The sequence below is a fragment of the Marinomonas algicola genome, assembly GCF_014805825.1.
Classification (GTDB): domain Bacteria; phylum Pseudomonadota; class Gammaproteobacteria; order Pseudomonadales; family Marinomonadaceae; genus Marinomonas; species Marinomonas algicola.
This window is the reverse complement of sequence record NZ_CP061941.1, coordinates 3,769,402-3,791,310: the sequence shown is the minus strand read 5'-3', so window position 1 is coordinate 3,791,310 and position 21,909 is coordinate 3,769,402. Positions and strand designations below refer to the sequence as shown.

Annotated in this window: 16 protein-coding genes; 12 read left to right on the top strand and 4 right to left on the bottom strand. The window is 40.5% G+C overall.

Going from position 1 to position 21,909, the window contains the following annotated elements; all coding sequences use genetic code 11:
- Positions 1–21: 21 nt before the first annotated feature.
- The 12 genes from IEZ33_RS17265 to IEZ33_RS17210 all read left to right on the top strand — a co-directional run bounded on the left by IEZ33_RS17265 (position 22) and on the right by IEZ33_RS17210 (position 15,973).
- Complete coding sequence (locus tag IEZ33_RS17265; RefSeq protein WP_206696874.1) at positions 22–1,449, top strand: type VI secretion system contractile sheath domain-containing protein; 1,428 nt, start codon at positions 22–24, stop codon at positions 1,447–1,449.
- On the top strand, positions 1,446–1,868 hold the full coding sequence (gene tssE, locus IEZ33_RS17260) for a type VI secretion system baseplate subunit TssE (protein WP_191601247.1): 423 nt from the start codon (positions 1,446–1,448) through the stop codon (positions 1,866–1,868). Before IEZ33_RS17265 ends, tssE begins: the two co-directional genes overlap by 4 nt.
- A complete protein-coding gene (gene tssF / locus IEZ33_RS17255; RefSeq protein ID WP_191601246.1) occupies positions 1,861–3,639 on the top strand; it encodes a type VI secretion system baseplate subunit TssF in 1,779 nt (592 codons plus the stop codon). Before tssE ends, tssF begins: the two co-directional genes overlap by 8 nt.
- Complete coding sequence (locus IEZ33_RS17250) at positions 3,630–4,583, top strand: type VI secretion system baseplate subunit TssG (RefSeq protein ID WP_191601245.1); 954 nt, start codon at positions 3,630–3,632, stop codon at positions 4,581–4,583. Before tssF ends, IEZ33_RS17250 begins: the two co-directional genes overlap by 10 nt.
- A gap of 14 nt (positions 4,584–4,597) precedes the next feature.
- The gene (gene tssH, locus IEZ33_RS17245; protein WP_191601244.1) at positions 4,598–7,207 is read left to right on the top strand and encodes a type VI secretion system ATPase TssH; all 2,610 of its coding nucleotides are present in this window, start codon (positions 4,598–4,600) and stop codon (positions 7,205–7,207) included.
- A 12-nt stretch (positions 7,208–7,219) separates the two neighbouring features.
- Positions 7,220–7,927: a substrate-binding periplasmic protein gene (locus IEZ33_RS17240; RefSeq protein ID WP_240009566.1), complete on the top strand. Its 708-nt coding sequence runs from the start codon at positions 7,220–7,222 to the stop codon at positions 7,925–7,927.
- Positions 7,928–7,950: 23 nt separating this feature from the next.
- Complete coding sequence (locus tag IEZ33_RS17235; protein WP_191601243.1) at positions 7,951–8,931, top strand: type VI secretion system-associated FHA domain protein; 981 nt, start codon at positions 7,951–7,953, stop codon at positions 8,929–8,931.
- Positions 8,928–9,437 (top strand): type VI secretion system lipoprotein TssJ, encoded by a 510-nt coding sequence (tssJ, locus tag IEZ33_RS17230; protein WP_191601242.1) that lies wholly within the window; start codon positions 8,928–8,930, stop codon positions 9,435–9,437. The genes IEZ33_RS17235 and tssJ overlap by 4 nt, the downstream gene beginning before the upstream one ends.
- A gap of 10 nt (positions 9,438–9,447) precedes the next feature.
- Positions 9,448–10,773 (top strand): type VI secretion system baseplate subunit TssK, encoded by a 1,326-nt coding sequence (gene tssK, locus IEZ33_RS17225; RefSeq protein WP_191601241.1) that lies wholly within the window; start codon positions 9,448–9,450, stop codon positions 10,771–10,773.
- 4 nt (positions 10,774–10,777) lie between these two features.
- Positions 10,778–11,734 (top strand): type IVB secretion system protein IcmH/DotU, encoded by a 957-nt coding sequence (gene icmH, locus IEZ33_RS17220; protein ID WP_191601240.1) that lies wholly within the window; start codon positions 10,778–10,780, stop codon positions 11,732–11,734.
- Positions 11,735–11,821: 87 nt separating this feature from the next.
- The gene (gene tssM / locus IEZ33_RS17215; RefSeq protein ID WP_191601239.1) at positions 11,822–15,235 is read left to right on the top strand and encodes a type VI secretion system membrane subunit TssM; all 3,414 of its coding nucleotides are present in this window, start codon (positions 11,822–11,824) and stop codon (positions 15,233–15,235) included.
- Positions 15,236–15,238: 3 nt separating this feature from the next.
- Positions 15,239–15,973, top strand: coding sequence for a protein kinase domain-containing protein (locus IEZ33_RS17210; protein ID WP_191601238.1), 735 nt, complete (start codon positions 15,239–15,241; stop codon positions 15,971–15,973).
- A 64-nt stretch (positions 15,974–16,037) separates the two neighbouring features.
- On the opposite strand, the gene IEZ33_RS17205 is transcribed toward IEZ33_RS17210, so the two are convergent.
- From IEZ33_RS17205 to IEZ33_RS17190, 4 genes are all read right to left on the bottom strand, one after another.
- A complete protein-coding gene (locus IEZ33_RS17205) occupies positions 16,038–17,651 on the bottom strand; it encodes a TRAP transporter large permease (RefSeq protein WP_191601237.1) in 1,614 nt (537 codons plus the stop codon).
- Between the two features lie 18 nt (positions 17,652–17,669).
- Positions 17,670–18,347, bottom strand: coding sequence for a TRAP transporter small permease (locus tag IEZ33_RS17200; protein ID WP_191601236.1), 678 nt, complete (start codon positions 18,345–18,347; stop codon positions 17,670–17,672).
- A gap of 133 nt (positions 18,348–18,480) precedes the next feature.
- Entirely contained in the window at positions 18,481–19,473 is a 993-nt protein-coding gene (locus tag IEZ33_RS17195; RefSeq protein ID WP_191601235.1) for a TRAP transporter substrate-binding protein, read from the bottom strand.
- A gap of 258 nt (positions 19,474–19,731) precedes the next feature.
- Positions 19,732–21,894 (bottom strand): tRNA(Met) cytidine acetyltransferase TmcA domain-containing protein, encoded by a 2,163-nt coding sequence (locus tag IEZ33_RS17190; RefSeq protein ID WP_191601234.1) that lies wholly within the window; start codon positions 21,892–21,894, stop codon positions 19,732–19,734.
- Positions 21,895–21,909: the final 15 nt, after the last annotated feature.

The following is a 21,909-nucleotide window of genomic DNA, read 5'->3' as shown; positions in this document are numbered from 1 at the left end:
GATTGAATGTTTTGGGTGTGAATGACAATGTTTAAAGAGTCTTTGCAAAATGAGTTTAATCAACTCGATTCAGATCAAGATGACTACCTAGTTTGTGCGCTGGCTTGTCTAGCGGAACTTAACGAAGACATGTTAACGAATGCAAGTACGTTTATCGCGTCGATAAATTACTTGATCGCAAAGATTGACGCAGAGCTCTCCCAACAAGTCTCAAAAATCATTCATCACCCAGACTTTCAGTCTTTAGAAGCCACTTGGAATGGCGTGTATTCTTTAGCCTATCTACCGATAAACGGCAATAAAGTGAAAGTTCGAATTTTGGACTTAACATGGGAAGCGCTATCCCAGAATATGAATAACTCCATCTCTCTGCGACGGACGCTTTTGTATAATTTGGTTGGTAATCGAGAGCTGAATACATCGGGCGGCCAACCTTTCGGTATGTTGTTGGTTGACCACGCGGTGACATTTAGTCTTGATCAAGATTACGATGATATTTATACGCTTGAACTATTAGCTGGATTGGGCGATCTATGTTTATGTCCCTTTATCTTTTCTCCTGCGGATGACTTTTTTGGAGAGAAAGGAGCGGATTGGTTATCCGATACAAGACGAGTTGAGAAAATTTTATCGGGTTCAGAATTTACATCCTGGCAGCGTTTAAGGGGCTTACCTGAAGCTCGTTATCTTGGTATGGCAATGCCTCGGGTTAAGTTAAGAGATCGTTATACAAAAGAATCGTCTAAAACGTTTCTATTTGATGAATCTCTTAAATCCGAAAAAGGCTTGTGGGGAAGTGCCGCCTTTCTATTTGCCAGTATTACAATGAGAGAATTTAATCGAATTAATTGGTTTGGTTTTATGAAGTCTCGTTGGCAGGACCAATATTCAGGTGCTTTGGTTAATGTACCCAAAAATAACATAGGTTCTTTTAGTACCTTGACTCCGACCCCCGATGTGAGATTCATCACGAGTATGGGCGTGTTTTATGCCGAGCAAGGCTTTATTCCGCTTTGTCATAGTGTGATGACGGATAAATATTTTTTCAGAGGGAATAACTCTGTCTGGAAAACTGGAACAGAAGAGAGCGACATGGTAATGGCTCAGTTGCAAACAACGTTAATGGTTTGTCGAATAGCCCATTATCTGAAAGTTCAAATTCGTGGAATGATCGGTAATTTCCAAACAGCACAAGAATGTGAGCAGTATTTAAATCGCTGGTTAGACCGATACTCAAGTAATTTATCCAGTGCCGATGAAGCCACTTTAGCGAGATACCCTCTTAGCAAAGGGTCAGTGACAGTAAAAGAAATAGAAGGAGAAAAAGGCCGATATTCTTGTGATGTATTGATTCAGCCTCAGTATCAATTTGATCATGTTTGTGGGGAAATGATGCTCTCAACAGACTTAGGTAGTGATTCAAGTCGGTCCAGTGGGGCATTAGTGTGATCTTTTGGAACGCTTTTTTGCGAGACGAACAAAGCCGTGGCGATGATGTTCTTGAATCTATTCGCTATCAGTTGAGCACCTTATTGAACTCAGAAGCGCCAATGATGACTTTCGCCAAAGGGTTTAAAGAGGTTGAAGCGTCTAACATTCGTTTTGGATTAGACAGTTCTTACAGTATTTCCAGTCAAATGGATAAAGACCAGTTCGCGCGTTCAGTTGAGTCTTGGGTTCGTTCATTTGAACCTCGACTGAGTGAGGTGAGTGTTTTTGTTGAGGAAAGTGACCCTTTAAAAAACGTCATTTGTTTTTCTCTAATGGCGAAAGTAAAAACAGCGAATGGAAACCATGTGTTTCTATTTGATTCGAATATAAGTTTGTCAGATCAAGTGGCGAACCTAGAGGGTCAAGAAGTTGTCTGATCAATTAATGCGGTATTTTGAAAGAGAATTAGCTTACGTTCGGAAGTCCTTAACTGAGTTTTCACGGTCTAATCCTGAACAAGCGAATTCATTGAAGCTGAATCAAAGCAGTAATGAAGACCCTAATATTAGTCGTTTAATCGATGGCATGGCTTTGTTAACCGCGAAAACCGAAAAAAAATTTGATGAACAGCTACCTGAGCTCTTGCAGGATTTGTTTAATATCTTATATCCAGGTTATTTGCAGACCTCACCGAGTTATGCGCCTGTCACACTGAATGAAGACCTGGAAAAATTGGCTGAGTCTGTTTTTCTTCCAAAAGGAGCTCAACTTTCGGCTGAGCTGAAAGGGGGTGAAGAATGTCTATTTTCGACTGTCTCTGATTTGCAAATTGACCCTTACTACATTCAACACATTCGAGCAGAATCCGCCCCGTTTAATTTTTTGACGCCCAATAATTTGAAGCAGGCGGATTCGGTTATTCAAATAGAACTTTCATCAGTGTCACCAGAGATGCTTTTTAATCAATTGAATCTTAAGCATTTTGATTTTTACGTTCGTGGTTTTGAAAACAATTCAAAAGGATTAATTGATCTTCTTTTATTGAATACAGAAGTCATCTCAATCGTTTCTCCGGACGGTGAACAAATCGAAATTTCTCCCACACGGCTAATGTCACGTATTTCTGATGCCAGCTTTCAATGGTTGCCAAAATACGGGAACCATATAAGTGGCTTTGATTTATTGCGTGATTATTTTATTTACCCTGATAAAGCCGCCTATTTCAGAATAGCAAACCTTGGTAAAGAGCTTGCTTCTTTCTCTAGCGGATCTTTAATCATTAACTTTTTTATTAAACAATTGCCCGTTGAATATTTACGTTTATTTGATCGACGGGTTTTTAGTTTAAATACGGTTCCTGCAATCAACTTATTTGAATGTCGTGGGGAGCCGATAACCTATAATTTTTCTCAATTAGCGGTGCCAGTTATCGCAGGTCTCGAGTCGACAAATGAAACGACCGTCGTCTCGGTAGAAAAAGTCTATGAAGTCTTGCCGACTGGAGAAATAGAGCTAAGCCCTCTTTATGAAGGCGGATATTGGTTTGATGCTTCTCAAGCACAGTGGCAAACGCGTCAAACCTGGAATGAAAAGGGGCAGCGCAAGGTGTCGTTATCTCTTAGTTATTTAAATTCGTCGCAAACGCAAAATAGCGTTCTACTGTCTATGCAGTTAAAAGCTTGCAATGGACGTTTGCCGTGTTTGTTATCGACAAACCATCCAATAGAATTGCTCGAATCCATTGAGTTACCTGGCGAATTAGTGCTGTTAAATACGCCAACAGCACCACAATACCCTAATTTAGATAATCAATTAAATTGGCGGTTTATTGCACTATTAAACGCGAATTTTTCCAGCCTAACTCAATCGGATAATCCAATAAAGGTTCTGCAAGAATCGTTACGAATGTGCTCACCTGAAAGGCTGTGCCCTCAAGCTGACGCTATTAAACAAGTATCTTACTTGCATACCGTAGCGCCAATGAGTCTTCATCAGCAGTCCATTTTTGCATCGGGTACCGTTGTCGAAATTATGCTTGATGACAGCATGTTATCCGGCAACATTGCTGTACTCGGTGAAGTTCTTAATTTATACCTAAAGCAATTTTGTAGCTTTGATCGTTTTATCCAACTACGACTGACGCGTTTTGGCAATGATAAAGCCAGTATTGAATTTCAGAAAACCCATGGGAGCCAATTATGTCTCTAATGGACACTTTATCTTGTAATGCACAACAGTTTGAGTTTGTTCAGGTCATTAGGTTATTGCGTCAAATCTCGCTTTCAAAAAGAATTGAATACCATCCAGACCCTATGCCTGTAGGTGATAATGCGGATGTGGTCGCGATTGAAAATGCACCCCATAACATCAAGGTGACTGTGGGATTAGAAGCGCTTTCTGGTTGTCGAGGTATTATTCCTGATTACATTTACCATGAATTGTTGCGAAGCTTACACGATGAAAGTTCATCTTTGCAGTCTTTTTTAGATGTGTTTAATCAACGATATTTTGAACTTTTATCCAATGGACTAACGGCTAGAAACGCATTATTAAGAGAAGAGCAAGAAGCTGTATTAGGAAAAACATTAACGCGATTAAGTCAGAAAACAGCACTTTCTCAGTTATACGCTTTGCCAAACAGTCTTTTAGATCAAACAGACTCGAGCTTTTTACGCTTTAGCTTTCTTCTCGGGTTGAAGACCCGGTCTCTTCAAGGGTTGAATCAACTGCTGTGTGAATACTTTAAAGTAGATGTTGATTCGAGGGTGATTGGCAGTACGACTTATAGAATGCCGGCACAAAGCTTGAGTCATTTAGGGAAGAGGTTAGGTCGCAATAATCAACTAGGTGGAGGATTATTATTAGGTAAACAAGGCGCTCAACTGTATCAAGCTTTAGAAATTAGAATTCAGCCTAAAAGTAGAAAAGAGTATTTAAGCCTGCTTATGAATTCGCATTTTTCTGCGACTTTTCGTCAACTGGTCTCTGCTTATCTAAGGGAAGTCGTTGATGTGAAAATTTATTTGTTTGTAAAAAGAGCGTACATCGATGCTCCAATTATTTCCTCGAGTAACCTCGGGTTCAGGCTTGGAGAGGCAAATTGTCTGTCCCCTGAAAGAAAGCAAAACGAATATCGTAAAATTCTACTGTAACCAGAGAGATTATTATGTCATACGTAAAATTGGGAAATTTAGTAGGTAAGTTAGATTCAAGCTTAAGAGATGCACTGGAGCAGGCCGCGGGCGACGCGATGTCTCAAACCGTTAGCTCAATTGAAGTTGAACATTGGTTATTGCAAGTTATTGCCTTGAATGATCCAGACTTTAGCTCATTTCTCAAGAGTCAAAGTGTTGACGTAACGACTCTCGTAGGCGAACTCTCAAATCGCATTGAGCGTTTGCCAAAAGGTGCCAGTGGTCAGCCAACAATTAGTGGCGCATTAAGTGAGTTAATGGAAGAGTCTTGGGTGCAAGCATCGGTGAATTTCGGGCACAGCCGGATTCAATGTTTACACTTATTGTTAACACTCTTGCAAACGGATGCATTTGGCATTCAAAAACTTAAACTCAATAGTCTGCAGTCCATTTCAATCGAAGCGTTGAATAGTAAGATTGGTCAGTTAAAACAGCCAACCACGAGTTCTTCGACAGGCGAACAAGCGTCTAACGACGTGACGCCTTCTGCTGGAGGTGCTCTTGATAAGTACACCGTTAATCTAACGCAACAAGCACGTGATGGTAAAATAGACCCTATTTCAGGTCGTAATGCGGAAGTACGTTTGGCCATTGATATTTTATGCCGCAAACGTCAAAACAACCCGATATTAGTCGGAGAGCCTGGGGTGGGTAAAACGGCCGTGGTTGAAGGGTTGGCTTTACGCATTGCCAGTGGTGAAGTTCCGCCGATTATACAGGGTGTGGAAATACATTCGTTAGATTTAGGACTTTTGCAGGCTGGCGCAAGCATTAAGGGGGAATTTGAAAACCGGTTGAAAGACGTTATTAATGAAGTGAAAAGCTCTGAAACACCTATTATTGTCTTTATCGATGAAGCCCATACTCTTATCGGTGCGGGTGGTGCGGCAGGACAAAACGATGCAGCTAACTTGTTGAAGCCCGCTTTGGCACGAGGTGAATTCAAGTCCATCGCGGCGACGACTTGGGCTGAGTATAAAAAATACTTTGAAAAAGACCCGGCTTTGACGCGTCGTTTTCAAGTTGTCAAAGTGGAAGAACCTGATGCCGCTGATGCAATGCAAATGCTTCGAGGTGTGGCAGCTTCACTGAAAAAACATCATAAGGTGTTTATTCGTGAAGACGCTCTTGATGCGGCGGTGAGTTTGTCTATTCGCTATTTACCTTCACGACAACTACCCGATAAAGCGATCAGCCTTTTAGATACCGCCTGTGCTCGTATTGCGTTAACGCAAGGCGCGAAACCTGAACGTGTTGAATATTTAGAGCAAAAAATCCGCTACTTAAACAGTGAACTCGATGCGTTCAAAATGGAAGATGCGGTATTAAGCGACCTCTCTCAAGATAGACAGTCTTTGGTCGACAACATTACTACACGTCAGTTGGAGCTTGATGCCTTAAATGACAAATGGCAAAAAGAATTGGCATTAGTTAAACAGATTGTTGTGCTGAGTGATGAGATTCAAGAACAGCAAGCAAACGATGCGGTCGATCAGGAAAAACAAACCCAGTTACAAGACTTGCTACATCAGTTAGATGACGTTCAAGAAGACACACCATTAGTCTACCCAATGGTTGATGAAAGTGTTATTGCGGCCGTTATTTCAAGCTGGACTGGTATTCCGGCAGGCAGTATGGTGAAAGAAGAAGTCGCTGCGCTCCTAACGTTAGAGGAATCCTTACACAATCGCGTTATCGGACAAGAGACGGCGATTAGTGAATTGGCGAAAAGCATTCGAATTTCTAGAGCTGGACTGACGGATAACCGTAAACCAGTGGGGGTCTTCTTAATGTGTGGCCCAAGTGGCGTCGGTAAAACGGAAACGGCCATGGCATTGGCCGATCAAGTCTTTGGTGGTGGTGATAACTTAACCATTATCAATATGACTGAGTTTAAAGAAGAACACAAAATTTCAATGCTATTAGGCTCACCTGCAGGTTATGTTGGCTTTGGTGAAGGGGGCGTGTTGACCGAAGCCATCAGACGTAACCCGTACTCTGTACTGTTATTGGATGAGATGGAAAAAGCCCACCCAGGTGTGCATGATTTGTTCTATCAGATATTCGATAAAGGTCATATTAAAGATAGCGAAGGTCGAACAGTCGACTTTAAAAATACCATTATAATCATGACTTCAAACGCAGCCGATCAAGCCATTTGTGATATTTGTGAAGAAACGAATGAGCGTCCTGAAAATCAAGAATTGGTTGAACGCATTCGACCCGCACTGCAAACGTTCTTTAAGCCGGCTTTCTTAGGACGAACGACGATTGTTCCTTATTACCCGCTAAATTCTGAAGAATTAGCTAAAATCTCTGTGATTAGTTTGAATCGTATTGCTAAAAAACTGGCTGAAAAATACAAAGCTACTTTTACATGGGACGATACTTTTATTGAATTTATCGTCTCTCGTAATACCGATCCAACAACAGGCGGCCGTGCTATTGAACAGATCATTAATCGTGCTTTGATGCCTAAGTTAGCCGAAGAATGTATTCAGCGCCTAAGTGAGGGGCTAACAATCACTCAGGTAAACGTAACCGTCTCTTCAACGGGTGAATTTCAGCTGACCATCGCGTAAACGAGGAATATTGTGCATTTTACTCAATGGGTTAAAAAAATAGTGGTATTAGCCATGTCTCTCATTGGCGTCAATTCGGCGTTTGCGATAGACCGCTTGTATCTGGCCACCCAGATCTGGGAACCATACCAGTCTGTCGATGAGAAAGGTAATATCGGTGGTATTGCGGTGGAGCGTGTACAATGTACCCTGCGCCGTTTAGGACAGCCGTATGAAATCCAGTTTATGAGTTGGGATAAAGCTCAGTTATTGGTAGAAACGAGTAAAATGCACGGTTACTTTTCTGGCTCTTTAAGCAAATCAAGGGCCGCTTACGCTGTTCCTTCTGAGCCTGTTGTTTCAGAAAAACTGTCTTTATTTGTTTCTCCCAACGTCACGACGAATATGTCGGATGAAACGTCAAAATATAATCTACGTTTTGGCGCAAAATTTAATACCAATAAATGGCTGTCATTAAAGCAGCAGGGCTATAACGTCATAAAGAAACCAAGAGACGCACCGGCCCTACTAAAAATGTTGTTGCAAGGCGAGTTGGATGTAGCACTAGAGTATGAATTGGTTTTTGAGCATGCTATGAAGGAACAGAACATTCCAATGGACTATTTTAAACGTATAGAGCAAGGCACTCAAGATTTGGCCGTTCATTTTTCTAAAGGGTTTATTAGACAAAACCCAACGTTTGTAAAGCGTTTCAATAAATCATTACGCTTATGTTTTTGATCATTATGGGTAAAGAGTAAATTATGAGTCTTAGTTTACAACTGGTTGAATTACCTGAGAATGAGCAGGTGGTTAGCCGACAAATTACTATTCCAAACTCTGGCGGAACCATTGGTCGTTCGTTTGACTGTACGGTGCAATTACCGGATTTCGATCGTTCTCTCTCCAGAGTGCATGCGGAAATTGTCTTCACACCAAAGAAAATCTATCAGATTATTGATCGAAGTACGAACGGTGTCTTTGTGAATGGGCGTCTTCTGGGGAAGGGGGGAAAGCACGAACTGTCTGATGGCGATAATATTAAAATGGGTGCTTATACTCTGCTTGTGAGTGACATTGAATCTTTGTTTGCCTCTAAAGACGATGATCTGGAGGTACCTAATGTCTCCCCTTTCTCTGAAGATGAATCGAACCTTTTTGATATTAAAAACTTAGAAACAGAGAAATCCGCCTTTAATGATGGCTTTTTGCAAACGGAATCCGATTACGAAAGCGTTTCAAATCAGCCGAATCAAAGCTCGAACTTTTCAACCGATAATGTATTGAATAAAGACGTGTTTGGCTACGATCCTTTTGAAGACGCCGATGATGATATTGTGATGAAGGGGCGTCGTGCTGATGGCTCAGAGGATATCGAGTCACTTGAATACGATCCGCAGGTAAAGTCTATCCAGCGTATTCATCATTCCCAAGAAGTGAGTGAACTCCAAGACAGTGTTGCAAGGTTAAAACAGATTGTAGAGCAACAGCAGAGTGCCTTGTCTAGCGCCATTGCCCATGAAAGGTTAATGGCGTGTTTGGAGGTGTCATTAAATAAGTTTCTTGATGAATTGAATCCGGATTTCTTAGAACAAGAGTTTAACGAATATATTTCTGGCTGGGGTTCTAAGGATAAAAAATATTGGAAACTGTATAAAAAACAATTCTCCCGTAAACAAAGCAAAGGGGAATATTATCGCCAGTTTTATTCCATCTTATTTGAAGAGTTTAGAGGAAAACAATGATTTTTATTAATGTAAAAAGAGTCACTTTGTTGGTAATAAGTACGATCATTCTAGTGGCGTGCAGCTCTAATCCTCCTGCTTTTTTAGCGCCTTATAAAGTGGACTTCAACGTCATTCCAACAGATGACATTAATATTTATTCTGATGATAAAGCACGACCAGTCAAAGTAAGGGTTTACCAATTAAATGAAGTAGGCCCCTTTAAAAATGCTGACTTTTTGAGCTTATACAACAAAGACAGAGAAGTGCTTTCTGGGTCATTAATCGATGTCATTACTTTGCCACCGGTGTTGCCTGGAGTCGAGCAAACGTTGAGTTTAGATATTCAACAGGAAGCACGCTATCTCGCGGTACTTGCTGAATTTGCAAATTATGAAAGTACTGAAACGAAATCATTTATTGGATTAGTCGCAAAACCAGATGAGCATCCAGTGTTTATTCGTATAACCAGCACCAAAATAGAGTTGACCCAACCGATTGAGTCAGCTTGGTGGAAAATTTTTTGAGGAGCTTAGCGTGAGACGTCATCGTAAAGTCGTTTGGAACGAGGGGATGTTTGTTGCTCCTCAGCACTTTCAACAACAAGAGCGCTATTTTCACCACTATATGGAGCAGTATATCGCTCAAGCTACGGGTGCTCATCGGTATGGGGTGTCAAAGTTAGAAATTGATACTCAACGTTTAAAAATAGGCAAAGTAGCGGTAACTGAGTGTCAAGGCGTATTTGCCGACGGTACCTACTTTGAAAATACACAAGAGCTTATTCTGGATATTCCTAACTCAACGTTAGAAAAGGTTATTTACTTAGCTTTGCCTATTTCGATTGAAGGCGCGAATGAATATGGTTCTGCTGTTGAAAATAAGCGCTACATAAAAGTACCGATTAATTTGTATGACTCCAGCGATGCTAGTCAAAGTTCTGTAGAAACAACATTGTCTGAACCTAATGTACGCTTGATTTTGGAAGGCGAAGAAGTCACCGGAATGACGCTTATCCCCATTGCAAAAATACTGGAAAAGAGGGAAAGCGGTGACGTCTTATTAGAAAAAAGCTATATACCCGCTTGTTTACAATATGGCGCCTCTGTGGTGCTTAAAGAAAGAATGAAAGAATTGCATGCATTAACTCAAGCGCGCGCTAACAGTGTTGTTCAACGCATTGGTGTTGGGCAAGACCGTAAGAGTGAGCAGAGCTTAATGAAAGAGTATTTATGGCTACAAGCATTGAATCGCTGGTTACCTTGGTTGCATTTGACAATTGATCGTCCTGAAACCGTTTTGGAAGAGGTATATGATGGTTTAATTCGTTTTTCAGCGGAATTAAAAAGCTTTGTTCCATGTGTTGCAGAGCCACCAGAAGAGTTAGTTAGGGAAAACCTCAAGCCATTATTCTCCAAAGTTTTTTCTGAATTGAGAGATCAATTGTCAATGGTTCAAAACGACAATGTGACAGAAGTAAACTGGGATACGACTTTATTCGAACGTCGTCGATTATTAAGAACGTCCATTCCAAATATTCATATGATGGATAATAAGCGTTTTGTATTAGCGGTTGAATCATCCGTTGGAACGGCCATGTTATCGCAGGTGTTTTCAAGCGCTTGTACCTTGAGCGGTCTCAGTCAAATTGCCGATTTAGTACGCAATGGTATTTCAGGTATTCCTTTGACCGTCTTGCCAATCGCACCCTCAGAACTGAAACCTCGTGCGGACGTTTGTTATTTTGAAATTGATACAGGCCATGAGTATTGGCATGAAATAAAAAATAAACGTGAACCCATTGCGTTACATGTAGATAGCCGGATATCTGATGTAAACATCATGCTTTATGCACTAGGGTGATCAAATGAATGAATTTCTTGATGAGGAAACGGTTGCCGTAGAGCCGCCTAATAAGACGTCACAAAAATCATCGGATGAGGCTGGTGAACTGCTTGAAACGGCACACATATTAAAAAACCATGCTCAGTATACGGAAGACTTACAGAAATACGCTTACTTTGATAATCCTATCTTAAGTGCTTGCTCTGCGGTTTTATCTTTAACCGTTTCTATTGGGCGTATGCAATGCCCAACCGACTTGTTTGTATTTCGTAATGGGTTAAAAAGAGCGATAACGGATTTAAAATACAAAGTATCTTTATTGGATTATCCTGCTTCTGTACCAGATAAAACCTGCTTCCTATTCTGTATTATGCTGGATGAGCAAATCCTTCATAGTGAATGGGGAGAAGAGTCCGGCTGGGAAAATCAAACGTTAGTGAGTGAATTGTTCGGTATTAAAAATGGTGGTGAGCAATTTTATGCTGTGGCAGAAAGAGCACTGTCCCAACCTGTGTTATTGGCCGATTTAATCGAGTTAATTTATGTTTTATTGAAAATGGGTTTCCAAGGTCAGTTCCGTGGAACAAACTCGCATCAAATTGATCGGTTGGTTCAGCGTTTAGAAACGACAATATTTTCTAAAAATTTAATGGTAGAACCTAAGAATGGTTATGGCATTAATATGTCCCCAGATAGTAGCCAGCTTAGGCTAACTAAGCCTAAGCGACCGGTTAAATACTGGCAGCAATTTCTTATCTTTGGGTTATTGATCCTTGTTGTTTTAGGCGGTACTTCCTATTGGTACGATTCAACCCTTCCTTTGAGAGCGAGTGATTTTTCCTCACTGGAAACCTTTACCGATACTTATTACAGTGCGAAAAACTCACAGTCAATCGAGTATACCTATACAAGTACACCAGAAGAAATGGACGCGGCGGCGGCCCGTTATGGACGGCCGCAGAATCGTAGCGGCGATTAATGTTATAGCCGCCATAATACCCGTTAATACCATCAGGTATGATTGACCATATACTTATTTATAGACTTTTAATTTAGGCACTTAACAATGAAAAAATATAGAGCCGTCATTGCTACTATCTTAATCACCTTATTAATCGTTGCTATGACTTCGGGCTTGTTTTGGTATTTTGATTTATGGACTTTAAAGTCTACATTATGGCTAAGCATGCGGTTTTTTAGCGTCATTGTGGTAAGCGTATTGGCCTGTATGTCTTTTATTTACCTCTGGAGAAAAAGAAAACCCAAAGAAGATAAGGAAGAAATAAGAAGAGCGGCTTACTCTAAACTTCATTTTACAGAACGGTTTAATCATCTTTGGAAAACTCAAGCTAGGCGAACAACGTCGCCTTATAGAACGCCTTGGTATTTCTTTATATCCGATCAAAGTCATGAGAATCAGTCTGTGTTATTACAACAGATGGGCTATGAGTTGGTGGACAATGAGGATGATGTTGAAATACAGGCGTCTATTTGCCGCTTCTGGGTAAGTGAAACATCGGTAATTGTGAGTATTCATTTAACCAAGCAAGCCTCTCAACTGTCTTTTCAATTGGACCAATTATTAACTTTGTTGAAAAAGAAACGTCCTCGCCAAGTAGCGAACGGGATCATCTCTTCTTTTTCGTTATCTGAGCTGGTGTCAACAGATGATAAGTCATTATTCGATGTCTCAAAACGCTATCGTACCACCATAAAATACTTAGACCAGAGTTGTGGTTTGTCGTTACCTGTTTATTCTGTATTCAGTGAGTTGTCTGCAGTGGCCGATTTCTGTGAGATTTTTTCAACGTTAGATGAGAATCTGCGTGAAAAACCGTTTGGGGCTTTGATGGCTGTCGAGAATAAAAGCGGTTTTGATAAGACATGGTTTGCAAATTCCTTTGATGAAATTCAAAGAAATCTAGCGAACAGCATTACTGTTTTCTTGAAGAAACAACTTAATACCGAATATCGAGAGTCTTTAGTGGCTGGTATTTTTCAAATTAATGCGTTGAAGACGGACATTGAGCAATTTTTAACACAGACGTTTGAAGAACATCATTATGATGACAAACCCATACGTTTTAGAGGGTATTTTTTCGTCAATTCAGGGGCTGAGAAAAATCAAACGGATATTCTTACGATGGTCCACTCTTCTGATTTAGGCTATGAAAGGCTTAAGCATACTACCGCGTCAAAAAGTAGTTTAAGCTTATTTGGTAAAAATGTATTACGACGCTGTATTATTCTAGAGTCTGATCTAGTAGGGGTCAACGTTAGGAAAGAAACCTTATTTAGAGTCACAAAAACCTTAGTCTATGGTGGCTTAACGGCGTTATTTGTCGCTTTTGTAGTGCTCCTTAAATCGAACTTTGATTATCAACAAATGCTTGACCAGCAAGCGATTGCGAAACTTCAAGAATATAAGGAAAACTTACAAGCAAATGAGATTATTCCTGACGATTTAGCATCACCTGTCTTTAGTTTATCTGAATTAAGGCAAATACATTTCTTATATCAGCAGCCTTCACCTTGGTATATAACCGATATCCTCCCTGATTCGAGTATTCGTGATGAGGTTAAAGGTGAGTATTATGCGGCGTTAGATCGCGTTTTACTGTCATTAATGCGCGATTATTTGATGAAAGATCTGTTTGTTTATAATAAGTTAGACGATAAGGTAAAAACGTTAGAGCTTTTAAATGTAGAGCAAATACTCTACGACCCTCAGAGAAACAATATTGATACCTTAGTCTCTTATTATATTGGCGCGTTAAAGGAAGAGGGAAACGGTGATGAACAACTATTAAGTCGCTTTGAAGAACTCGCTTACGATATCTTAACCACCAGTGCCGTTCCTATGCCTGCGGATAGAGAGCTTATTGGTCTAGCAAAATCGACGCTAACATCCGAAGATATGAGCGAACTATTATATCAACACATTCTACAAAACCCTCATTTTGCCAGACGTATCGACTTTAGGGAGCAGTTAGGCCCTTCTTATCAGCAGGTTTTCAAATTCAAAGAGAATTTTTCAGGTTATTTAATTCCATATTTATTCACTGAGTCTGGTTTTCATGACCTTTATACCAGCACGGGCTTTGAGTTAGCGAGTGAAGCGATTAAATCTTACGAAGGGGTTATGGGAAGAGTTAATGGTGAGGCGGAAATTAATAAAATTAATAAGCAATTACGCGATCGATTTATTGATGACTACATAGCGTATTGGAAAAAATTCTCTTCGAATGTGGAATGGGCATCAATAGAGACTTGGGGTGACAGTAAGTTACAGATAAGCATGGCCGCGGATAACGCATTTTCACCTTTAATTTATTTTTATAAAGTGATCGATCGTAATACTAACCTTCGATTTGATGTGGATTCTAAAGAATCAGCAGGGCAAAAAACAGAGGAAAATGAAGAAAATAACACAGTCGTCAATGGACGTTTGGAGTCGGATCAGAGTGATACGGCGAATCGAGTTGCCGCTTCCATTGCCTCGCCATTCTTGTCTTATCACAAGCTTATTGCGATCGATGAAACCGGACAAACGCGTCTTAATATGGCATTAGCCCAGTTACAAAATACATTAGTTTGGGTAAATCAGTCCAATGAAGCGCAGGATAGAGGTCAGTACTTTTTGGATCAATTAGAGAATGTTGATGCCAGTAATACCTTAATGCAGCTTTCTAATTTGTCGTCTAGGTATTCGGTTTCTATATTGCCTGAATTGTTAAAAGGGCAAGCGAGAGTAATCAATCGGCTTGCATTACAGGACATCCGTGGATTAATCAACCGTGATTGGCAGCAAGTAACGCAGTTTTATAAGGCCAAAATGGCTGGGCGTTACCCTATTTATAAAGCATCCAATAATGATATTAACTTACTGGATTTTAAGGCCTTCTTTGGTAATGAAAGCGTCTTTATTGATTTTTCAACAAGGTATGAGCCATATTTTTCAAAAGAAAGTAATGAGTTATTGATTAAGGGTTTTTTACCTCGTCAGCACTTTTCAATAAATGCAAGTTATCGTATTTTTGAACAAAAATGGCAAAAAATACACTCAACTTTATTTAATAATAATGAATTGGCGACACAGTTTTTCATTCGAGCACAGTCTATGACTCCAAATTTGATTCGCTTTTCGCTAAATGGTGAAAGTACGTTATTTCGCTATACTAATGGGCCAACTTTATGGCAACGATTAGAATGGCCTACGCCTTCAAATCAAGATGAAAGAATCACGCTTGAATTAGTCGATCGAGACAACAGTATCTATCGTAAAAGTGTGTCGGGTTATTGGAACTGGTTTAGAGTAGCGGATGTGATGCGTAGCTCTCGTCAGTTTGGAACAAAAGAGGCCTTACTTAACTTCAATTACAATGAGAGTAGTGTGGCGTTATTGATCAAATCAGAGCTTGAGTATAACCCTTTTTCTCCGAGCTTTTTTTCTGGAATCGCTTTACCTGATCGTTTGTAATCAATGTTTGACCTAAATAAATGGTTGGCTCTGTCACATTATGATGGTGCTCTATTATTAAGTAAGAGAAGCGCAAAACTGTCTTATGCTAATAATGTGTCACATAAATTGAAATGGGGGCTGAGCCAACGAGATGATTACTTTCTCCGCCGAGAAGCCGTTTGGACAGGAAGGGCTGAAGGAGAGAGTTTCCTATCTCGGCGCAATCTCCATGAAGGGAGAACATTGCTGCTTCTTGAATTTCTTGATGGTATAAGCCTGTCTGATTTTCTGAAATCAAAAGGCCGCTCTAAACGGATAGCGTTTCACGTTATTCCATTTATAGAATCGTTGTTTTATGAACTGGATACGCTTCATAAAAAAGGCATTGTACATGGGGATGTGAAAGCCTCGAATGTAATTGTTTCTCCAAATGGTAGGGCTCGACTTATCGATTACGCAGCGGCCAACTGGATTGGTTCATCTAATGATACAAAGCCCTATCTTATAACAACCCTGAGTTATGCCTTGCCGGATGATTACACACAAACAACAGTTTTAGCCTTCGTCGATTGGCATGCCTTTTTTATTATAGTAGATCTCGTCAATGCAATCCCTCCTGTTACACTAAAAACATTGTCTTTAACGGATTATATATCTTACCGCCAACAACAACTGTGCATGACACCTATTGATGACGTTATTAAATCCAAATTGCTTGAGGTGTTAGACGATTTTAGGCGCTCTTTAAATCCATAAAAAAAGCTCTACATAGCGCTTTATATGCCTATGTAGAGCTTTGATGAACCTTTGTTAAATTAGGTTAATGGATGATTTCTGGCCCCATTATCGCATAAGGTAGGAAGGTTGATAGTGCAGGGATATACGTAACGAGTATTAGGAAAACCATTAATACCGCAACAAAAGGCATCGCCGCTTTAACAACACTGGCTAAGCTCATCCCTGTTATTCCTGACGTCACAAATAGATTTAATCCTATTGGTGGGGTAATCATGCCAATTTCCATATTTACTACCATCATGATGCCTAAATGGATTGGGTCAACACCTAACTCCATTGCAATTGGGAAGACAACAGGAGCGACAATAACAAGTAACCCTGAAGGCTCCATGAATTGTCCGCCAATTAACAATAGAATATTGACAGCAATTAGGAAGGTAAACCAGTTGAAGCCAACCCCAAGCATCCACTCTGTAATCATTTGAGGAATACGTTCAGCGGATAGGGTATGAGCGAATAAGAAAGCATTAGCGATGATAAACATCAGCATGATGGTTGTCTTCGTCCCTTCAAACATAACCTTACGAGACTCTTCTCCAAACAAGGCTGGAAAGAAACTGCGAGCCATTACACTAAGGTTGCGTCCCCAGATTGGAATACCAGCTAATAAGCAGGCTGGGATAGAAGCGTCTACATTTTTACCTCTAATAAACACATAGAAGATAGAGATAGTAATGGACATAATCAGTCCCCAAATCGCTCTGTCTCCACTGGTGATGTTTTCACTATTAGAAAGTGCAAAGAAAGATAGGATTTCCCAAACTAAAAAGAATGAAACGCCATAGACTAATCCATTAAAGCCAACTTTAGCTACCTTTGAATCTGTTTCAACCACCCAAGGTGTGTCTTTTAATGGACCCATATCACGATAAACAAATAACGCAATAAAGATCGAGTAAACGGCCGCCACCACTGCGGCTTCTGTAGGCGTAAATACACCGCCGTAGATACCACCCATGATGATCACAATAAGGAATAATCCCCAGCCAGCCTCTTTACCACCACGAACAATGGCCCCAAAGCCTTTCCATTCTTCCGACGGCAAACCTTTGATGCGTGCAACGACATAAATAGCGAGCATTAACATACCGCCCGCCATTAAACCTGGAATGACCCCTGCTAGGAACATACGTCCAACAGATACGTCTGTTGCCGCGGCGTAAACAACCATAACGATAGAAGGAGGAATCAGAATACCAAGTGTACCTGCGTTAGCAATGATGCCTGCAGCAAACTCTTTTGAGTAACCCACTTGACGCATCCCCGCAATAGCAATGGTACCTATGGCCACAACAGTGGCAGGTGAAGAACCTGACAGAGCGGCGAACATCATACAAGCCAAGACGGATGCCATCGCTAAGCCACCTCGAAAATGCCCAACGCTGGCTATGGCAAAGTTAATCAATCGTTTCGCCACACCACCTGTTGACATATAAGAAGAAGCGATAATAAAAAATGGGATAGCAAGTAGTGTGTAATGGCTACCAACCCCGAATAAAGAGATTGCTACGGATGATAATGAATCATGAGAAAAGAAAGTAATAAATAATATCGATGATAAACCAAGTGAAATACCGACTGGTAAGCCAATAAACAGCAAGGTTAATACAAGCATAAATAAAATGATGGATTCCACAATAAGCTCCTTACTGCATTAATCTTTAATAACGTTTTTGTGTTCTTCAACAAGGTCTTGTGCTTCATGCCCACTGATGAGCATGGCACGCTTGCCTGAGAGAATATCTACAAACGCCTGTATAGAACGGTATGACAGCAGTGCTAAACTAATAGGAAGCACAATAAGGACGATCCAGCGATGCACCCTAGGTCTTAAATCAAACATTTCTTGAACAAAAACAGGGTAACGAAGTTCATCAGAACCTATGCCAATTTTAAACATTTTGGACCAGTATTCGAGAGCGCCACCATTAACGTCAATGCCAAGTAATGCCACCCAAGTTGAGTCTAGTAATATAAGCCCGTAAAGGCAGGTTGCGGCCGCGCCAAACAAAGAAAGGGATTTAGACACATGGGATGGTACGGCATTGAGAACGATGTCCACACCTAAATGGATACCTGTTTTAATCCCATAACTCATTCCTAAAAGTACTAACCAAGAAAAAGCGATTGTATTAAATTCTAAAGCGGCATCCCAACCCGTGTTAAAACCGTAACGGGCTATAACCTGCCCAAAAGAAACGGCCATAATCGAAGCAATAATGATGATCATTAGGTTCTCTTCAAGTCGTTCCATTTTCTTTGGAATGATTTTTTCAAGACCCCAAATAATGAGTATTAAAATAAGTAAGTAAAAGTGAGGCCAATATGTCATGGGTTTGTCTCCTGAACGAATGAGGATGATTCGATAGTCCGAGGCATTTGCTCAATAAGGAAGAGTGATAAGTAAGTAATCGAATAGACAGAATTGGTAGGCCCCAGAGGGACCTACCAAGGTAACGGTTTGATTAAGCGCCAGCCGCCGCGTCAATCAAATCTTTACCGATATCTTTTTCAAACTGTTTCCACACAGGCTTCATTGTATCTACCCATTCTTGGCGCTGAGCTGGGGTCAATTCGATAATTGTGCCGCCGGCTTTAAGAATGTTTGCTCTGTTAGTGGCTTCAGCGGCTTTAACATTCAAGTTAGCCGCTTGGGTAACTTCATCCGCAATTTGCATGAATTGTTCACGCGTGTCTTTGTCCAGACTCTTAAGGAAATCAGAAGATGTCATAAACAAGTAAGCCAATAACTGGTGGTTGGTTTCGGTCACGCTTTCTTGAACTTCAAAAAACTTTTTAGTGTAAATGTTAGACCAAGTGTTTTCTTGACCATCAACAACACCTGTCTGCAATGCACCGTATACTTCTGAAAAGGCCATTGCTTGAGGTGATGCACCCATAGCGGAAATCATTTGTTTCGCTACATCGGACGTTTGCACACGGAATTTTAACCCTTCTGCATCGCTTGGTACGTTGAGTGTTTTGTTGGCTGAGAAATATTTCATACCAGACATCCAATAACCTAAACCAACGAAGCCAGCATATTCATCCATTTCTGTCAGTAGTGCTTTACCATTATCTGAGTTGGTAAAACGAATAGCTGCATCCATGTCTTTAAAGATAAATGGAAGGTCAAATACACCGTATTTTTCAGTATAAGAGCCGAACTTGGAAAGAGAAGGCGCGAGTAACTGTACATCACCTAATAATAAGGCTTCTAATTCTTTTGAATCACCAAATAAGGTTGAGTTAGGATAAACTTCAACACACATTTTGCCATTCATTTCAGCATTTACGCGTTCCGCTAAACTGTTTGCCGCAACCACTTTAGGGTGAGTCGTACCACCTGTTACGTGGCTAAATTTTGCAACCACTTCACCTGGATCGCAATTTGCTGAGACAGTACCAGCGGCAAGAGTTAAGGCTGCTGTGGTTAGAGTAAGGCTTATTTTTTTCATTGTTATATAGCTCCAAGTTCGATCATCATTATTATTGTTTTGCCTACTATCGAGAAAATAGTGGTTTGGCAAATCGAAAAAACATTTTCAAAGTAGTATAAAGCACGAATGATGCCATCTTTTGTATTTTATCTTAACTTGTTGTTTTTAATGGAATAAATTTATTTCAAAAGGTTGGTTGAATGTTGAGTGAATAAGGTGGTTATATTTATGGGTGATATTCCACCCATTTTTCTCTTCTCTTGGGTGACGGATCGCCTATTTCATGAGATCTAGTAGGTTTACTTTTATTGTGTCAATAAACTGTCTTTTAGATAAATAACTATGTTGACGTTCAGATGTTCGTCCTAAGGCCAGTTCGCATAGCATAATGTGATCTGGGTTTGTTATCGTAAGGCGCTGGTTTTTCATTAGCTCAATAATAGTACGGGTTAATTGAGGTTGAATGCTGGAAAGAGGACGATGCTTTTTAATAAAGAGCATGACATCTCTTTTGTCTTTCTCTAAATAAAGTGCAAGAGAGGGTATTTTTTTGGGGAAATGGCTACTAAAAAGAGCCATGATTAATGCAGTGGGTAACGTCTGTGTATTGATCAGAGCGGTAATAACAAAACCATCTAGAAAAGCAACATGCCATTTCTCTATATCTTGCTGAGCTCGTTCAGAGAAACCTTTCGCCATCATGACAGAATAACTGCCACTGGATTGGTCTTTGGCCGTGCCGAGCCTCACAATATGATAGCCATTTTTTTGCCAAAAATGTATTAATTCTGGTTGCGCTGAAAAGCTAGTACAAAGAATATCAACCTGCTGCTGTTTTGCTGCATTTTCTATTGTATCTAAAAGTTGTGAAGCACGGCCAAGGTTCTGTCGCTCTGCTTTTGTAGCGATGCGACTCACTCGCCAATAACGATACTTGGCCGCGGATAGCCAACCTTCATGAGCTAAAAGTGACTGCGGTAGCAGGTGACCTCTTGGTCTGCGGGTTCCTTCAAGAATGGGTTCTATCATGATGTTGTCAATTGGACCTTCTTGAGTAATGACCGCAATAGACACAAGTTGGGATGACTCAAATTTAAGCCAAGTAGTCACACTTGGATCATCCATTAACCATCTTAAATCGCTAGGGGATGTTTGATAGTGGGCGCTTACTAGAAGGTTGAAACCAGCGATCAATAGATGTGTGTTTTCTAACCAGTTTTCACCCTTTATGGAAAGGGTTTCATTGAGACCCATACTAAAGGGTGACGCGGCCTCCTTTAAGTCGGTGCTATGTGCTGTTGGTGTTTTTTCATGTGTTTGATACAGACACAATACTTGATCGACCCATTGTTCTAGAGGATCATTTACTTTCCAACGAACTGGCTGATCTAAGTGACACTCAAGTAAAGCGATATTAGAACGCTGTACCTGTTTAATGAAGCGCATGCCAAAACCTTTGCCACCAATTTCATAACCATGATCTGTAGAGGAAAAAATAATACGTGGATAAAGTGTCAACAGCTTTTCAAGTGTTGGTACAGGGAAAGCCGCCGCTTCATCGACGATTAAGCAATCTAGTGTTCTAGGCGTTAAAACGAGTTCATCAATAGAATAGAAAGGCAGCTTTTTTTCCTTCTCTTGATGTTTTTTGTAGTGTAATTCGAGTGTATTAATGGCCTCTTTTCTTGGAGCCGTGACGCCAATAGACCACTGTCTATTTTCTAATTGCGTTGCTAATATCCCTTGAAGAGTTGATTTTCCTCGACCTCGGTGGGCTGTCATGATGACAATGGCTGTTTTGTGTTTAGACAAATGAGTATGAGTTAAAACTAAAGTATCCTGCTGTTGCTGTGTCAGTGAAAAAGACTCAGAGCAATCCATTATGGTTGCTAGTGGCGGATAAGCCTTATTGGTGGCTGATAAGTGCATAACAGATAAAGTGCAGCCTTGCTTTTCTGGTTGTGTAGTAAGATCTTTTGCTAAAGAAAAATCATTCATTCTCTGCATGAGCTGGACGAAAAAATACTGTTTAAAATAGGATAATTCAGACTCTGGCTTTAAAGGCCAAGGGAGATATTTTGCAAGTTCTAAGTCGGTTTTTGTTAACCAATCAGGTGTATCAGGAATGCCAATTGCAAAAAGGCCACCGCCCTTCACGCTACCTGAAGCGATGGCTAATCCATTTGCGCACACACCGTCTTCAACATCAAATAAGATGGCTTCACGGCTTTCCCCTAAAAGCAATGGCAGCTTTTTGAAAGGATAATAAGTGATTGTTGTCTCTGTGCCTCCCGATTGTTTTGATAGGAGAGTGTCGGGGGAGGAACAGGTAATAATAGGGGAATTGAAATTCTTGGTAAGCGCCTTAAATGTTTCGATACGCTTTTCTACTGGACCAATTAAAATATAGAAATAACGATGTTGATGGATTGCCTGCATAAAATCTCCTAATCA

Excerpts from the sequence above, each read along its gene's own strand:
- IEZ33_RS17210 (WP_191601238.1), top strand. The coding sequence starts at position 15,239 with ATGTTTGACCTAAATAAATGGTTGGCTCTGTCACATTATGATGGTGCT.
- IEZ33_RS17235 (WP_191601243.1), top strand. The coding sequence starts at position 7,951 with ATGAGTCTTAGTTTACAACTGGTTGAATTACCTGAGAATGAGCAGGTG.
- tssH (WP_191601244.1), top strand. The coding sequence starts at position 4,598 with ATGTCATACGTAAAATTGGGAAATTTAGTAGGTAAGTTAGATTCAAGC.
- IEZ33_RS17195 (WP_191601235.1), bottom strand. The coding sequence starts at position 19,473 with ATGAAAAAAATAAGCCTTACTCTAACCACAGCAGCCTTAACTCTTGCC.
- IEZ33_RS17265 (WP_206696874.1), top strand. The coding sequence starts at position 22 with ATGACAATGTTTAAAGAGTCTTTGCAAAATGAGTTTAATCAACTCGAT.
- IEZ33_RS17190 (WP_191601234.1), bottom strand. The coding sequence starts at position 21,894 with ATGCAGGCAATCCATCAACATCGTTATTTCTATATTTTAATTGGTCCA.
- icmH (WP_191601240.1), top strand. The coding sequence starts at position 10,778 with ATGAATGAATTTCTTGATGAGGAAACGGTTGCCGTAGAGCCGCCTAAT.
- IEZ33_RS17250 (WP_191601245.1), top strand. The coding sequence starts at position 3,630 with ATGTCTCTAATGGACACTTTATCTTGTAATGCACAACAGTTTGAGTTT.
- tssJ (WP_191601242.1), top strand. The coding sequence starts at position 8,928 with ATGATTTTTATTAATGTAAAAAGAGTCACTTTGTTGGTAATAAGTACG.
- tssM (WP_191601239.1), top strand. The coding sequence starts at position 11,822 with ATGAAAAAATATAGAGCCGTCATTGCTACTATCTTAATCACCTTATTA.
- IEZ33_RS17200 (WP_191601236.1), bottom strand. The coding sequence starts at position 18,347 with ATGACATATTGGCCTCACTTTTACTTACTTATTTTAATACTCATTATT.